Source organism: Treponema sp. (assembly GCF_051883275.1).
Taxonomy (GTDB): Bacteria; Spirochaetota; Spirochaetia; order Treponematales; family Treponemataceae; genus Treponema_D.
Genome location: NZ_JBJETK010000042.1, coordinates 1 through 14,992, shown reverse-complemented (window position 1 = coordinate 14,992; position 14,992 = coordinate 1). Strand labels below are relative to the sequence as shown.

16 protein-coding genes and 1 pseudogene are annotated in these 14,992 nt (G+C 40.3%); 8 read left to right on the top strand and 9 right to left on the bottom strand.

Features of this window, described 5'->3' with window-relative positions; genetic code table 11:
* Positions 1 to 203: 203 nt before the first annotated feature.
* From ACI4L0_RS06400 to ACI4L0_RS06375, 6 genes and pseudogenes are all read right to left on the bottom strand, one after another.
* Positions 204 to 629 carry a hypothetical protein gene (locus tag ACI4L0_RS06400; protein ID WP_439799339.1) on the bottom strand — a complete coding sequence of 142 codons (426 nt, stop codon included), beginning with the start codon at positions 627 to 629 and terminating at the stop codon, positions 204 to 206.
* A gap of 624 nt (positions 630 to 1,253) precedes the next feature.
* Positions 1,254 to 1,520, bottom strand: a pseudogene (locus ACI4L0_RS06395) (RHS repeat-associated core domain-containing protein); the annotation flags it as partial.
* A 21-nt stretch (positions 1,521 to 1,541) separates the two neighbouring features.
* On the bottom strand, positions 1,542 to 2,543 hold the full coding sequence (locus ACI4L0_RS06390) for a nucleotidyl transferase AbiEii/AbiGii toxin family protein (RefSeq protein ID WP_439799338.1): 1,002 nt from the start codon (positions 2,541 to 2,543) through the stop codon (positions 1,542 to 1,544).
* Positions 2,536 to 3,171: a DUF6088 family protein gene (locus tag ACI4L0_RS06385; RefSeq protein ID WP_439799337.1), complete on the bottom strand. Its 636-nt coding sequence runs from the start codon at positions 3,169 to 3,171 to the stop codon at positions 2,536 to 2,538. The genes ACI4L0_RS06390 and ACI4L0_RS06385 overlap by 8 nt, the downstream gene beginning before the upstream one ends.
* A 138-nt stretch (positions 3,172 to 3,309) precedes the next feature.
* The gene (locus ACI4L0_RS06380; protein ID WP_439799336.1) at positions 3,310 to 3,711 is read right to left on the bottom strand and encodes a hypothetical protein; all 402 of its coding nucleotides are present in this window, start codon (positions 3,709 to 3,711) and stop codon (positions 3,310 to 3,312) included.
* The gene (locus ACI4L0_RS06375) at positions 3,708 to 4,370 is read right to left on the bottom strand and encodes a hypothetical protein (RefSeq protein WP_439799335.1); all 663 of its coding nucleotides are present in this window, start codon (positions 4,368 to 4,370) and stop codon (positions 3,708 to 3,710) included. The genes ACI4L0_RS06380 and ACI4L0_RS06375 overlap by 4 nt, the downstream gene beginning before the upstream one ends.
* A 282-nt stretch (positions 4,371 to 4,652) precedes the next feature.
* Here ACI4L0_RS06375 and ACI4L0_RS06370 point away from each other — a divergent pair, with 282 nt between their 5' ends.
* Positions 4,653 to 5,042, top strand: coding sequence for a cupin domain-containing protein (locus ACI4L0_RS06370; protein WP_439799334.1), 390 nt, complete (start codon positions 4,653 to 4,655; stop codon positions 5,040 to 5,042).
* Positions 5,043 to 5,047: 5 nt separating this feature from the next.
* On the opposite strand, the gene ACI4L0_RS06365 is transcribed toward ACI4L0_RS06370, so the two are convergent.
* The 3 genes from ACI4L0_RS06365 to ACI4L0_RS06355 all read right to left on the bottom strand — a co-directional run bounded on the left by ACI4L0_RS06365 (position 5,048) and on the right by ACI4L0_RS06355 (position 7,131).
* Entirely contained in the window at positions 5,048 to 5,659 is a 612-nt protein-coding gene (locus ACI4L0_RS06365) for a helix-turn-helix domain-containing protein (protein WP_439799333.1), read from the bottom strand.
* A 109-nt stretch (positions 5,660 to 5,768) separates the two neighbouring features.
* Positions 5,769 to 6,257 carry a methylated-DNA--[protein]-cysteine S-methyltransferase gene (locus ACI4L0_RS06360; RefSeq protein ID WP_439799332.1) on the bottom strand — a complete coding sequence of 163 codons (489 nt, stop codon included), beginning with the start codon at positions 6,255 to 6,257 and terminating at the stop codon, positions 5,769 to 5,771.
* A 43-nt stretch (positions 6,258 to 6,300) separates the two neighbouring features.
* Positions 6,301 to 7,131 carry a hypothetical protein gene (locus ACI4L0_RS06355; protein ID WP_439799331.1) on the bottom strand — a complete coding sequence of 277 codons (831 nt, stop codon included), beginning with the start codon at positions 7,129 to 7,131 and terminating at the stop codon, positions 6,301 to 6,303.
* 159 nt (positions 7,132 to 7,290) lie between these two features.
* Here ACI4L0_RS06355 and ACI4L0_RS06350 point away from each other — a divergent pair, with 159 nt between their 5' ends.
* The 7 genes from ACI4L0_RS06350 to ACI4L0_RS06320 all read left to right on the top strand — a co-directional run bounded on the left by ACI4L0_RS06350 (position 7,291) and on the right by ACI4L0_RS06320 (position 14,983).
* Positions 7,291 to 7,998 carry a DUF2259 domain-containing protein gene (locus ACI4L0_RS06350; RefSeq protein WP_439799330.1) on the top strand — a complete coding sequence of 236 codons (708 nt, stop codon included), beginning with the start codon at positions 7,291 to 7,293 and terminating at the stop codon, positions 7,996 to 7,998.
* Positions 7,999 to 8,147: 149 nt separating this feature from the next.
* A complete protein-coding gene (locus ACI4L0_RS06345; RefSeq protein ID WP_439799329.1) occupies positions 8,148 to 9,380 on the top strand; it encodes an LL-diaminopimelate aminotransferase in 1,233 nt (410 codons plus the stop codon).
* A 170-nt stretch (positions 9,381 to 9,550) separates the two neighbouring features.
* Positions 9,551 to 10,675: a histidinol-phosphate transaminase gene (hisC, locus tag ACI4L0_RS06340; protein ID WP_439799328.1), complete on the top strand. Its 1,125-nt coding sequence runs from the start codon at positions 9,551 to 9,553 to the stop codon at positions 10,673 to 10,675.
* Positions 10,676 to 10,741: 66 nt separating this feature from the next.
* Positions 10,742 to 11,416: a metallophosphoesterase family protein gene (locus ACI4L0_RS06335; protein ID WP_439799327.1), complete on the top strand. Its 675-nt coding sequence runs from the start codon at positions 10,742 to 10,744 to the stop codon at positions 11,414 to 11,416.
* The gene (locus tag ACI4L0_RS06330) at positions 11,417 to 12,109 is read left to right on the top strand and encodes a DNA alkylation repair protein (protein WP_439799326.1); all 693 of its coding nucleotides are present in this window, start codon (positions 11,417 to 11,419) and stop codon (positions 12,107 to 12,109) included.
* A gap of 73 nt (positions 12,110 to 12,182) precedes the next feature.
* On the top strand, positions 12,183 to 14,051 hold the full coding sequence (locus ACI4L0_RS06325; RefSeq protein ID WP_439799325.1) for an alpha-amylase family glycosyl hydrolase: 1,869 nt from the start codon (positions 12,183 to 12,185) through the stop codon (positions 14,049 to 14,051).
* 62 nt (positions 14,052 to 14,113) lie between these two features.
* A complete protein-coding gene (locus ACI4L0_RS06320) occupies positions 14,114 to 14,983 on the top strand; it encodes a GerMN domain-containing protein (protein ID WP_439799324.1) in 870 nt (289 codons plus the stop codon).
* Positions 14,984 to 14,992: the final 9 nt, after the last annotated feature.

Here is a 14,992-nt window from a genome sequence, read left to right as displayed (position 1 = left end):
GCTGAAAAAGCAATTAAATCTCAATTACCTAATTGACATTTCATAGCAGGTCTATAATTATTATAGCGAAAATTCTGAATAATTGCTTCTCCCGGAATTTTGCTGATTTCTGCGCCTATTCCCACAAATTGCTATTTGTGGGAGGAAAATACCGCGTTTTCAGTCGGGGTGAAAACGCTAGATGTAGTGGCTATTGTTAACTATCAGTCTTCTATCCATTTCCATACATTAAGTGGATATTTTTCATAAAATGCATGAAAATCGTTGGCATCAAAACTATCTTTATTTTTCATAAAGTCATCAAAATATTTAATCTGATCTGAAATATAATATTTTCGGAAATTTGATTTTTTTCTGTATGAGATACAGTTTCTTACTAACTCTGTCGGATGGAGATATTTATAAATACTTAGTAGCGATATAGTTTCTTTACCATACATTACTTTGAAATCTATAATATAACGCTCCATTTCAAATATCAGTTTTGGAAAATTCTTATTTTCTAAGTTGATAAAAGCACAGCCCATACTTTCTACGCCATTTGAATGTTGTTTAATCTCATAACTGTAGTTGTTACAAAAAACATTTGCTACATTAATCAAATCGTTAAAATTTGGCAGATAATTCATTATTTTAAAGCCTCCCAACATTCAATCCCCTGTTCGACAGTTTTTATGAATTTGTGACCTGCATCTTGTAAAACTCGCATTTCCATACCATATGCTGTATTTGTCGCCAAAGCGGCAGTTGGGTCTGAGTTCAATAATATTCGTGCTCCTGAATTCATAACCCCCATTAAGCCATGCGGAATTTAATTTTTCACCGATACCAAATTTTTCCAATAATTTATACATTGACTGTGGAATTTGGAAACACTTTGCACCTATTTTCTCAGCCATTTTTGTATATCCACCACAGGCTCCGCTTGAATATTTTCCTAAAACAACTGTTGAAGAAGAACTTAGTGCAGATATAGTTCCACTTAGCATGGAAAAAGCTTTTACTGCGATTTGCCCAACTTTGCTATTTTGCAAAGCCGTAACACCCATTCTAGCTAACTTTGCACCACCGTAACAGGTTAATAAATCTAAACCCATTTCCATCGTAGCTGTTATTTCCCAACTAGCTGCATTTAAATAATCTCCTTTCTCCCAAGCAGCAGTTGCATATTGAGTACAGTCATATCCAAAATCAAAATTGAAATCTGTTTTTATAGCAAATTTCATATCTGATTTAAATTGTTCCCAGCTGTACCTTCCATCGGGGTCTATATAGCGTACCGGGTTATTCCCCGCGTAGTGGTACAAATTGCCATTGATGTGATTGAACACACCTTCAATTCCCGGCAGATTCTGGTTATATCTCTTTGCCTCCTCGTTTATTGGCGCTTTCGGTATGTATTCCCCAAGCGCCGGATCAGTACTCAACCACCTTGAATACTTAGGATCTAAATATCTAGCTCCATAATAATAAAGTCCTGTTTCTTCGTCTAGTTCCTTTGCAGTAAATTTGTATGGCAGATACTATGATATTATGTTTTATTATTTTAGCAAATTTATCTCTTTTTCAAGCTCGCAAATATACTTCATCAGTTTATCAAAATCAGGAAAATCTGAATAAAACATTTCTTCCATATTCTCATAATCTTCACGCAATGCTTTTAGGCGATATTCCGGCGGAACAAGTTTTAGTGTCCCTATTTTTGCGTTTTCATATTCTGCCCATTTTCTAGGATAAAACTTCATTTTAAATTCTGCGACTTTTCTTAATAAATCTATCCGGGAGAATGCAGAATTTTTATATTCAGAATGAGCCATTACATAAAGGTCATAATAATGTCTGGAATATCTCCTTGGCATGGGAAGCTCTTTTGGTCTGTTCGCCTCGTGATGCAAAATCGTTGCCTTTTCCCAAAAGGAACGTTCAACCGAAGTGCATCGGACTGCTGATGTTCCTGTTTCAAAAATCTTTGGATAATAATCCGCTGCATACGGTTTTACATTTTTTACTACAGATGGAGTCCAGGCAGCCAACGCTCCGATTTCAAGCCGTATTATCTGCAAAATAGAATCATCCTTATAGATTGCAGGATATTTAAAACAGATTGTCTGGGCATCTTTATCATCAATATAAAAAGCGTCTTTAAGATTAAGCAGTTCTTTTAAATCATTCTGCAAAACAGGAAGCAATGTTTCTTTTAAGAAAAGTTCCGCCCTTGCATTTGCTTCTTTATTAAATTTATCCTGCTTTGAATTGCTTCTTTCCTGCCACGGTTCATTTAAGCCGTAGCCCAAAATGCGCCAGTCTAAAATCAAGTCAATGTCTTCAGAAAACCGTTTAATAAGATTAAAGCATTTTGAAAGACTTGTTCCTCCTTTAAAAGTAAAGCCATCCTTGTATTCGCACTTGTGAAAAAGATAATTAAGCATAAGGCACACCCAAAAATCTTTTTCGATAATCGCTTCATTCAGCCCTGCTTTGACAGAAGTGTTTCTGAAAAGCGTTCTGAGGTCATCTTCGCTATATCTGGCAGTTTTATACATTGGAAGCCTCTTTTCTTTTACAAATAATTTTTATTTTCTCATAAATCCATGATGTAATATAACGTGATTCTTCAAGAATTTTTTCTTTCTCTTCCGGCGTAAACTTTTCAGACAGTTTTTCCAAATCATCATTGCTGATATTGTCTTTTCCGATTGATTTTAAGGCTTGAATTAAAAGACTTGTTTTATAGCTCATATCAGAAATCTGCTTCGTAGTTCTGTGTTTGAATTCAATCCTGACATTTTTATAAGTAAAATCTGCATAAGGTCCGGAACTGATATAGCTCCATTTTGCGCTGACCTGAGCTGAAAGCCCCATCTGATTGAGAGCAGTGTTTCCCTCGGGAACCACAGACCAGCGGTTTTTTCGTGCGATTGCAAGCGCAATCTCATGTGGAGAAGGCTCTTCATATTCCTGCAAAAGCCTGCTGAATTTTGGAACGTAATAAAGCCCCTGCATAATTCTTTTAATTTTGCCGTCTTTTTCGAGCCGTGAAAAAATTTGGTGAATGGTGTTTAATTCTCCAATATGAGCATAATCTATTGCAGAAAAAACATGTCCGGGCTCTGAGTTGCATGAGTCTGCTATGCTAAGTTCTATCTGTTTTACAAGTGTATTTTTTTCCATAAAAATTCTTTGTAACGAAAATTATATAACTTTCGTTACAAAGCTGCAAGCGTTTTACAAGTGTTTTAAGAGTCAGTTTGATTTTTCCCACAAATTGCTATTTGTGGGAGGAAAGAAGATTCAGAAAAATATTCATTATTATCCGATTTCTTTTATAACTTTTATTTTTGGATTATTCTTTTTTATTAATTCCAGCATTTCTCGCAATTTCTTCTTGGGATAAAATAATGGCATATATATTTTTTCAGAGGAACAATTCAATGTACAAGCATTAGGTATACCACTATATGTAATAGATTTTATCTGATTTATTATTATAATTTTTTTCCATACAAACATTTCTATAAATATCTGCTTTTCATCATATTCAATTTTTGAAGTTGATAAAATGCAAAATAGAATGCCAAGAAAAAAAGTAACAAATAAAATCTTATATTTATCTTCATCTATGAAGAAAATTGAAAAAATAAAAAAAGAAAACATAAAAATTGATATTATTATACAAACGATTGAAATAAAATATGATTTTATCACTTTCATTGTTTTCTCCAAATAAAATCTTCTAGTCCCTTAAATCCATAATCAAGGACTAAAGAAGTTCCAACTCCTGCAAAAACTCCTCCTACTGGTGTTATAAAAGGTGATGTTGCACCTGCTACAAGATACCCTACACCAGTAGATAGAGCACCTGTCGTAGTCTTATATGCTCCATGCCAAAATGATTTTGTTTGTACACCAGTTTTTATCCCATCATACAAATCAAATGTAAAGGCTAAAACAAGTGCTGCTTTACCAATTTTTTCTCCGTAGTATTTTAATGTTTCAGCATCACGAAGCAAAAAAGGATCATCTAAAAGTTTTAATGGAACTGATGTCGCAGTTGCTACAGTATAGCCATTATTGGCCATATTTTTTAAAAACTGTGAACCAGCAGTACAGGTATTTACAGTTACATCAAATAATATTTTAGTACCTTCAAACTTTAAATCAAACTCTGATCTAAATCTAACTGTTTGATTGACTTGAAGGTCTTCAGGCTTCCCAGAATAATCTGTATCATGCCAATCTCTTCCTGTTAGTTGAGATAATCCCCAAAGGGTATCTCCAGATTCAGCTGTATAAGAACCATCATCATTTTGTACCCATCTTCCATCCGGATCTGTATACTTGACAGGGTTATTCCCCGCGTAGTGGTACAAATTGCCATTTGTTTTGGCATTGCCCCCTTCTGCCTGATTATAGCACGAAATACGGTTCTGCGCATTTTTATTTTATGTCTTCGGGGGCAGGTTTTGTGCTTGTCTGAAAGTTTTTTTTTGAGGTTTATAAATTTGTAGTTTTGGCGCATTGATGATGTTGTGTTTTGATGGATTCATTCTCAAAAAATTTATTTAAAAATGCAAAAACCGCAATTTTATCCAATTTTTTCTCTGCGTATCCTTTTATAATGCATTTATTAAAATCAAAAGGAGATAACAATTATGAACAACAATTTGTTTGAATCATTCAACAGCGGAACTCTGAAAAACCCCGGAAGATCTGTGGAATTCGCAGACATTCCCTGGTCAAGGCATCCAACCTTTGAAGGTGTAGAATTGAAGCATATCGTCACTTCCAAAGAAACCGGCGGCAAATTCAGCTATCATCTGGTTCGAATAGCGCCAAACAAAAGCATCAGAAACCATATTCACGAAACTCAGTTAGAAACACATGAAGTAATTGCAGGTTCTGGAATATGCATCAACAATGGCGAAAAAATCGGTTACGAAGTCGGCACAATTTCCATTATGCCAGCCGGTATTCCTCATGAAGTCAATGCCGGAACAGACGGACTTTACTTATTCGCAAAGTTTATTCCGGCTTTATGCTGAGTCCATTATCTTGTAACTTGCTTATAGGCTCTTGGAGTTAATCCGACGATTTTCCGGAAGCAGCGGTCGAAGTGGCTTTGGTCGCAGAATCCTGTGGCATAAGCTACTTCGATTACGCTTTTTCCATTTTCCAGTAATTTCTGGGCTTTTCTGATCCGGCATTGTATCTGAAATTGGTGCGGTGTTAATCCAAAGTCATTTTTAAACTTCCGAATCATGTGATACGGACTGATAGATGCAGCCTGCGCCATATCTTCAATGGCAAGGGGATTTTCTGGTTTAGTCCATATCATTTGCTTTAAATGCAGCAATTTGCTTTTATCGATTTGCTGTCCTTTTATTATTTTATCTTTTAGTATACACAGACATATCATCGAGTACGGGGTGTTTTCTTTAGTTCCAATTCTGTGAGGTACGTCGGGCATAATACAAAAATATTCTCCTGGGTGATATTCGTATTCTTTTTTATCTATTGTAACGCAGACAACGCCATCTCTTACGTAGCCAATGGTAACATGATTTGCATGTGTATGTTCGGGATAACACTGTGTGGAATTTTGATAGCAGATACATTCTATGCCATTGTTTTTCCGCTCATAGGTTATGTTATATTTCATAGCCGTTCCTCTTTCTGATTTTTTATTTACGGTTCCTGCTCCATCGCCGCCTCAGGCAAAAGGAGAGGAAATATCAGAATAAGCAGGTTTGATTAATGCCGCTGAATTATCAATGTTCTCTTAATGATATGTCTGTTTTTTCTTGCGGCCATTTTTTTTCAAGGTCTAACAGGTGCTTTTTTATATCCAGCCCGCATGCATATCCTGTAAGCGCGCCTGAAATTCCCACGACTCTGTGGCATGGAACTACAATCATAATGGCATTTTTATTATTAGCGCCGCCTACAGCCCGGACTGCATTTTCATTTCCGATTCGAATTGCAATATCTTTATAAGAACAGGTGCTGCCATAAGGTATTTTTAAAAGCTCCTGCCACACTTTTTTTTGAAATTCAGTTCCTTTCATTTCCAGAGGCAGATTAAATTCTCTGCGCTTTCCCTGAAAATATTCACTGAGCTGCTCATGGGCTTTTTTTGCCAGGGCGCTTTCCTCTCCTGTGTTCTCTGTTTTTTCAAGCTGGATTTTCGTAATGGCGCTGCCATTGTCCCCTATGGTCAGATAACCGATGGGAGTTTTGTAGCAATAAGTATTTTCCAATTTTTTCTGCCGCCTTCCGCATTTAAATTTTCATCAGAGTGAATCAGTTCCAGGTGTTCTCAAGATAATGGATTGTTTTCAGGTAAATCATGCTTCCTGGAATGTACAGCGCGACAGCCGCAATGAATTCCAGCCAGCAGTCTGTGTTGCACAAAAGTCCGTAGCCGGCCGACAGAATTCCTAGCCCGAGCGCTTTTGTGTAGATTTCCTTTATTCCCTTTGAGTACGCTTCCGCCAGAACTGAAAAAACAGTGACTATTACAATGAACACGCGTATTGCCGCAAAAAATTTTCTGAACCCCCAAAGAACTGTGCAGGTTGAAGTTGTAATTGTTGTGTCCATGGGATAGAAAAATCCGAAGGCGCAGGTTGAAGCCAGCAGCACAAAAATATTCCGCTCTGCATTCTGAAGCTCTTCCTCGGAGGAAAAAACAGCCGCAAAAAAAAGGCTCATCGGGGCAAGAAATCTTCCGGCTGCGACAATTCTTCCTATATAAATCAGCGAAAGTGAATTTGTCTTCCAGAACCCGAACAGCGGCAGAAAAATCCTTGCGCTCTCCGTTATGCAGCTGACTATGAATCCTGAAAAAAACAGAATTTCGAGCGACGAAGTTTTTTCAAATCCCTTGAAAATTATAATGGAAAGAGCCGGCGCGGAAAGGCTGAAAAGCAGTATTGCTGCCAGCGACGAGTTGAAATTATAGGCGCACAAATTTCCCCTTGGAATAAGCACAAACGGGCGCATGGGGCTTGTGGGCGGAACGATTGATTTTGATGCGGCGGCAATAAAAAGAAGCGCGGTGTTAAAAAGAAAAATCACTGCGCTGGATATAAATAAAAAAAGAAAAATTCTGTTTTTGTTCTTTAATGTCATTCCTAAAGAATACTTCAGCGTTTTTTTTTTATCAAGGGAAGGCGGAAAGTGTTTTTGGCGCTGATATGCTGAATTCTTTTCTAAAGGTTTGACTTTGCGTGCCGAAAATTTATATGCAGGAATTTCCGCTTGTCGGAAGCTGTTTTCGGGAGGAATAAAATGAAAAAAATACTGCTTTGCATGTTTTCTGTTTTTTTTGCTGTGTGCAGTGCGTTTGCAGGGGATGTCGCTTCCTTTGATGATATAGGCTTTTCCGAGGATGGAAAATACTACCTTTTTGGACAGTACGGAAAAACAGACAAGACCTATGAGCCGTGGGCTGAAATCTACACTGTTGATGTTGCCGCCAATGATTTTGTAAAAGGTGAAATTTTCAAGTTCAAGGATTCTTCGCTTGACATTTCAGGAAGGGAAGCCTACGAAAACCTGAAGGAAAAATGCAGCTGGAAAATTTCAAAGTACAATTCAAAGCCGGCCGGAACAGGAACTCTTCTTTATCTGCGCGAGTCGGAAACAAAGGCTCCCACAGAGGAAATTGTGTTTCAGGATTTTGAAGGAATCTCTGATTCGTCCGGAATTTTTTATCATGTGCGCCTTGTACCTGTTTTCAACGGAAAGGGAAAAAACTGCCGCTCCAAATTTTTTATTGAAGTGCTGAAGAAAGATTCATCCGGAAATACACTTTCATCTATTTCTGTTGGAACTCCGGACTTTGAGCGTCCTGGAATTACTGCCTACCAGATTGAAAGAATTTTCACGGACAAATCAGGAAAAAGCCTTGTGTTTGTAGTAAAAAAGACACTTGAGGATGACACTGGAATTTCAATCAGATACATGGTTGAAACATGTGAAGTAAAAGGCCGTTAACCGCGTCTTTCTTTTTTAGTTTTCTATATAAAAGGACATTCCCGGAAAATTCGTCGCTGGCGATTTTTTGAGAATGTCTTTTTTTTTCATTGTAGCAAATCTGCAAAAATGATAGACTTACGAAAACTGAAAAAAGGAAGTTGAAAAAAATGATAAAGAAAAACAAAAACTACACCAATCTTGCAAAAGGCTATCTTTTCCCTGAAATCGCAAAAAGACGCAAGGCATTTCAGGAGCAGCACCCGGAGGCAAAAATAATCAGCCTTGGAATCGGGAACACCACAGAGCCTATAACTCCGCACATCATCGAGGGAATGAAGCAGTTTGTTGAAGCCCTCGGCACAAAGGAAGGCTACGAAGGCTACCAGGATGACAGCGCGGGAATGCCCAGGCTCAGGGAGCGTATTTCCCAGGCGATTTATGGCGGCGCGATAAAGCCATCCGAGGTTTTTGTTTCTGACGGAGCAAAATGCGATCTGGGCAGGCTTCAGGCTATGTTCGGCGCGGATGTGAATGTTGCCGTTCAGGATCCTTCCTATCCTGTTTATGTTGATGGAACTGTTATGGCGGGCGCGGGCGGAAAAGAGCCTGTAACAGAGAGCGGCTTCAATGACATAACATATATGCCGTGTCTTCCTGAAAATTCGTTTTTCCCGGATTTGTCTGTTGTGAAGAAAAACAGCCTGATTTATATCTGCTCTCCGAACAACCCGACAGGAGCTGTTGCCACAAAAGAGAATCTTGAAAATCTTGTAAAATTCGCAAAGGAAAATGGCTGCATAATTCTTTTTGATGCGGCGTATTCTGCTTTTATCCGTGACAAAACTCTTCCAAAGTCAATCTACGAAATTGAAGGCGCAAAGGACTGTGCAATAGAAATGCAGTCTTTTTCAAAGCCAGCCGGATTTACAGGAGTTCGTCTTGGATGGTGCGTAGTTCCTGAAAACCTGAAATTTGACGACGGCTCAAAAGTTGCGGATGCGTGGGCAAGAATAACAAACACAGCTTTCAACGGAGCAAGCAATATTTCTCAGGCAGGAGGATATGCTGCGCTGGATTCCATCGGTCTGAGCGAAATGCAGGCGACTATTGACTATTATCTTGAAAATGCCGCCCTTATTCGTTCTGCTCTGGAAAGTGAAAATTTCCGCGCGATGGGAGTTGAAGTTTATTCCGGCGGAAATGCTCCCTATGTCTGGGCTAAATTTCCGGGCAAAAAAAGCTGGGATGTTTTTGACCAGATTTTGAGCCAGTGCAATGTCGTTGTAACCCCTGGAGCCGGATTCGGGCCGAGCGGTGAAAGCTTTATACGTTTCAGCTCTTTTGGCCACCGGGAAAATATTCAGGAAGCTTGCAGCAGACTGAAAAATTTCAAGATGTAGTTTTGGAAAAATTCCGGCTGGCACTCTGGGCAGATAATCTGCACCGGAATTATTCTGTGTCAGCCTGAAAATTTTCCGGTATGTTCTGCGCTGGATTTAGCCGCGGCATTTTCAGCGCGCATTGCCTGCCATGGAAGTTTGTGCTTCCTGTAAAAATTTTAAGAGGAAAAATGCTGTCTGAACGCTTAGAAAATCTTCACCCTTATGTTCCTGGCGAGCAGCCCAAGGATCGCGAATATATAAAGCTTAATGCGAACGAAAATCCATATCCGCCGTGCAGCCGTGTTGGAGCTGCAATAAAAAAAGCAGCGAGCCGTCAGCGAAAAAAACTCGGGCTTTATCCAGATCCAGATTCACTGTCGCTTAGAAGCGCACTTGCCGATATGCTGAATAAAACAGGCGGTGTGCTTTGCAATTCTGAGGCTGCAAAAAAACAGCTTTCATTTGAAATTACGCCTGAGATGATTTTCTGCGGAAATGGAAGCGATGAAGTTCTTTCATTTATTTTCTATACTTTTTTTGGAAGCAGGCATCCTCTTGTTCTTCCTGAATTCACTTACAGCTTTTATCCGGTTTACTGCGGTTTCTACAATATTCCAATGCTGAAAATTCCGCTCAAAAAAGACTGGAGCCTGGACACAGAAAAAATGCTGGATGAGTCGGAAAAAAACGGAAGCCCGATTATTCTTGCAAATCCAAATGCGCCCACAGGAATTACATTGAGCCACGCGGAAATTGAGCAGCTCCTGAAAAAAATTCCATCTGACAGAATTCTTGTTGTTGACGAAGCCTACGCTGACTTTGCAGAAGAAAGCTGCCTTGGACTTTTAAAGGATTATAAGAATCTTGTTATTGTGCGCACATTCAGCAAAAGTTTTTCTCTGGCCGGAATGAGGCTTGGCTTTGCAGTTTCAAATCCGGAGCTTATAAAATCGGTTTTCACTGTGAAAAATTCCTTTAATCATTTTCCGGTTGATTTTCTGGCGCAGACAGCCGGAAAGGCGGCCTGTGAAAATTATTCCTATTATGAAAAGAACGCAAAAAAAATTGTCGCTGAAAGAATTTCATTTTCGGAATTTCTCCGCTCAAGAAACTGGTTTGTCATAGAAAGCCGGACAAATTTTGTCTTTGCAAAAAAAGATGGAATAAGCGGAAAGTCAGTTTACGAGCGTGTAAAAAATTCAGGAATTCTTATACGCCGCTTTGACACTCCCGGCATTGAGGATTTTCTGCGCATAAGCATCGGCACAAAACAGCAGATGGAAAAACTCAAGAAAGTTCTTTCTGAAATATAATGGCGGACTGATTTTATCCCTGTGGACTGGAGTTTTTGCGGTATGCAATTTTAAGGAAGGTTTAAAATGAATTTTTTGATTATATCAGATTTGCATGGAAATTTGGAAATTCTTGATAAAATGGATTCGCTTTTTAAGCAGGCGGACGGAGTTGTTTTTGCCGGAGATTTTGCAAAATTCGGCAGCGAGGAAACGGGGCTTCCTGCTCTTGAAAAGCTCTGCTCCAAGCACGATACAATTTTTTCTGTAATCGGAAACTGCGACAATCCTGATTTTATAGGTGAAACAGAAAAGCGCGATGTTTCAGTTGAAAGGCAGCTTGTCATGCATGAAGGTCTTGCGTTTGCAGGCAGCGGCGGCGGAAGCAAATTCACCGGCACAACTCCAAATGAAAAATCCGAGGAAGAGCTTATGTCGGATTTAAAAATTGTCACAGAGCAGGGTGTTCAGGAATGGAAAAATCTGATTGTGGTCAGCCACAATCCTCCGAAGAATACTTTGTGCGACTGTGTTTCAGGCGGAGTTCACGTTGGCAGCCAGGCTTTTTCAGATTTTATTGAGCAGTATAAGCCGCTTTTGGTTGTTACAGGCCACATTCATGAAAGCGCGGCAATCTGCACTTTGGGTGAAACAACTGTGATAAATCCAGGACCACTGCTCGAAGGAAAATATGCGTGGGTTGAGCTTTCAAAAGCAGACGGCTCATGGAAAATTATTTCAGCTGAATTAAAATCGATTTAAATGACAAAGATTCAGCAGCAGCTTTTTAAAATGCAGGACATGGAATACAAGAAATTTCATGCCCGCCTGATTCCTTCTGTTTCTCCTGAAAAAATAATCGGAGTGCGCACCCCGGACTTGAGAAAATTTTCCGCGGAATTTTACCGCCAGAACAAAGGCACTTCTGCGCTTGAGGATTTTTTCAGTTCAATGCCGCATGATTACTATGAGGAAAATAATCTGCATGGATTTTTAATAGAAAGAATTTCTGATTTTGAGCAGTGCATTTTTCAGCTTGAGCGTTTTTTTCCGTGCATAGACAACTGGGCAACATGCGATATGATTCGCCCGAAAGTTTTTTCCAAAAACAAGGAAAAGCTTCTTCCGCTTGTGAAAAAGTGGATTTCTTCAGAAAAAACTTATGTGTGCCGTTTTGGAATAGAACAGCTGATGTGCTTTTTTCTTGATGCGGATTTTAAGCCTGAATACCTGGAGCTTGTGGCTTCTGTAAAATCCTGCGAGTATTATGTGAAGATGATGGTTTCCTGGTTTTTTGCAACTGCGCTTTCCAAGCAGTGGGACTGTTCTATAAAAATAATCGAAGAGCGCCGCCTTGACGAATGGTGCCACAACAAGACAATTCAGAAAGCCGTGGAAAGTTTCAGGATTACAGCCGAGCAGAAAAAATATCTCCGCTCCATGAAGAGTCAATAAGGGCATAATTTTGCGGCGAATTTCATTTATTTATGTCGATTGAAATTTGCTGAAAAAAATATATAATTTTTGCGTGGATAAAAAATATTATACAAATCAGAATTCTGCGGAATCCATAGATTCCCTTTTTTATTATGACGGTGATGACCTTGGCTTGACCTTTGACGGAAATGCCGCGTCATTTAAATGCTGGGCGCCTTCTGCCGATAATGTCCGCCTGCTTTTGTTCAGAGATTCGTCTGCCAAAAATTTTTCAGGCGCAAGGCATCTTCTCCGGGAAGACAAAGGTGTGTGGTGCTTCAAGGGCGATGTTGGGGACGCTTCGTATTATCAGTACGAAATTTCTTTTGGAAATGAAGTTTACACGACCGCTGATATATGGCATCCGCTGGCTTCCCCCGATTCTGTTGCCTCTCAGATTGCCAGCATTGACGATGCGGCCGCTGTTCCTTCTGACTGGGAAAACTCATACATCAATCCGTTCGGGGAAACTGATTACTCAAAAGCTGTGATTTATGAAATGCATGTCCGTGACTGGAGCCGCGCGGTTTCTCCTGATTCCACTGGAAAATTTCTGGAGCTGGCAAATCCTGAAATTATTTCGCACTTGAAGAATCTGGGCGTTACTCATGTTCAGCTTCTTCCTGTGTTTGATTACGCGCAGAAAAATTCGGACAGCTCATACAACTGGGGCTACAATCCTTTTCACTTCAATGTTCCAGAAGGCCGCTACGTTTCCCAGGGCTACACGGAGGGCGCTCAGGCTGCAAAAGAATTCAGGCAGATGGTTCGCTCGTTCCACAAGGCGGGAATCGCAGTGATAATGGACGTTGTCTACAATCATACGGACGGCACAGAAAAAAATTCAATTTACGATATGACTGTTCCAAAATATTTTTACAGGCTTTGCGGCGGTCACTATTCAAATGGCTCCGGCTGCGGAAATGAAATTGCGACTAACCACAAGATGGTCAGAAAGTATGTGGTTTCATCCCTTTTGCACTGGATGCGCGATTTTCACATAAACGGATTCCGCTTTGACCTGATGGGAGTTTTGGAGCAGGAAACGATGCTTGAAATTTTCAATGAGCTGAAAAAAGTGGATTCGTGCGTAATGGTCTACGGGGAACCCTGGACAGGCGGCCCCTGCGCTGTAAAAAACGGATGCACTGGTTCTGTTGCCGCCGGAAAAAACTGCGGTGTGGGAGCATTCAACGATGATTTCAGGGATGCTATAAAGGGAAGCGAATTCGCTGGATTTTCAAAAGGGCAGGTTCAGGGAATTTTCTGCGACTGTGAAATTGAAAATGGGCTGCTCGGAAAAAATGGAAGGAACAGCCGCAATCCGTCGGAAATTCCCGGGCTTTCAATTCAGTATGTGGAATGTCACGACAACTTCACTTTGTTTGACAAGCTTGCGATTTCGTATTTGAACCGCACAGAGTTTTGCGGAAATCTTTTTGATGCGATAGGAGATGAAGGGCTTGCGGCTGTAAAAAAGCAGGACATTCTTGCCGCTGCGTACATTCTTCTTTCGCAGGGAACTCCATTTTTGAACGGCGGACAGGAATTTCTGCGCACAAAGCAGGGATGCGACAACAGCTATAATTCCGGCGATGAAATAAATCAGATTAATCTGAAATTCAGGGAATTTTACTCTGATGTCTACAATGTGTACAAGGGGCTGATTGCTTTCCGCAGGGAAAATCCTGATACGTTTGGAGCAAACAGAAATTGCAGTGTCCAGACGATTTTTCCGGGCGTAACAAAATACACGGCTGGAATTTTCTGCATATATTTCAATGCTTCGAATTCTTCTGTTGAAATCAATGCGGATGAATTCTGCGGCAGCGTTGATGTTTCAGGCGGAAGTCCGTTGTCCGTGGATTCTGTTCCGCGCAGGGTCGAAGCCGGAAGCTTTGTGATTTTAAGAAAATGCTGAATATGCTTGGAGCTGTGTCGCGCTGATTGAAAATTTAACAAGGCTGGTTTATACTGATTTTTATGGCAGAAAAAAAAACAAAGGGCAAAAAAACTGGAATCGGGCTTGCACTGTGGCTTTTGGCCGCTCTGCTGATTCTGATAATTTTTCTTGTAAATCAGGACAGAATTGCAGGCAATTTGAAGGCCACAGGTTTTTTCAATAAAACCGGACTGAAAACTCCTGAGTTCGTGGAAAAGGCGGAAGTGAAATCTGCCTCTGTTTCCGAAAAAAACGAGGTTGCCCCTATTGAAACTATCGAAATAGATTTGAATGGAATCGGCTCTCATACTGAGGAATCCGAGCCTGAGCTGCCTGCTGAAAATATTATTCCCAAAAACGAGACAGCTAAAAAACAGCAGGAAGTTTCTGCGCTCGAAAAGCAGGAAGAGCTTCCGGCCGCTCCCAAGAAAACTGAAAAAGAAGCTTCTGTAAGAAAGGAAATTTCTGTTTCAACTCCCCCGAAGGATTCAACAATGAAGCTCAAACTGTATTTTATGTCAATAAACAGCGACGGCTCTGTTTCCCGCAAGGAAGTTACCCGCGAGATGAAAAAATCAGACAGTCCGCTTGTGGATGCCGTGAATGCGCTGATAAAGGGACCTATTGTCGCCGAGGAAAATTCCGGATGCCGCTCGCTGGTTTCCGAAAACACCCGGCTCATAGGAGCTTCCGTAAAAAACGGGGTTGCCACTTTGAATTTCAGCGGCGATTTTGAATTCAACCGCTATGGAATAGAAGGCCTGCGCGGACAGCTTCAGCAGATTGTATTTACCGCAACGGCATTTCCCACTGTGGAAAATGTGCAGTTCCTTGTGGACGGTGAAAAAAAAGAATACCTTGGAAGCGAAGGCGTATGGATCGGCACTCCGCTTAACCGCAACAGTTTTTAGGCCTGCGGT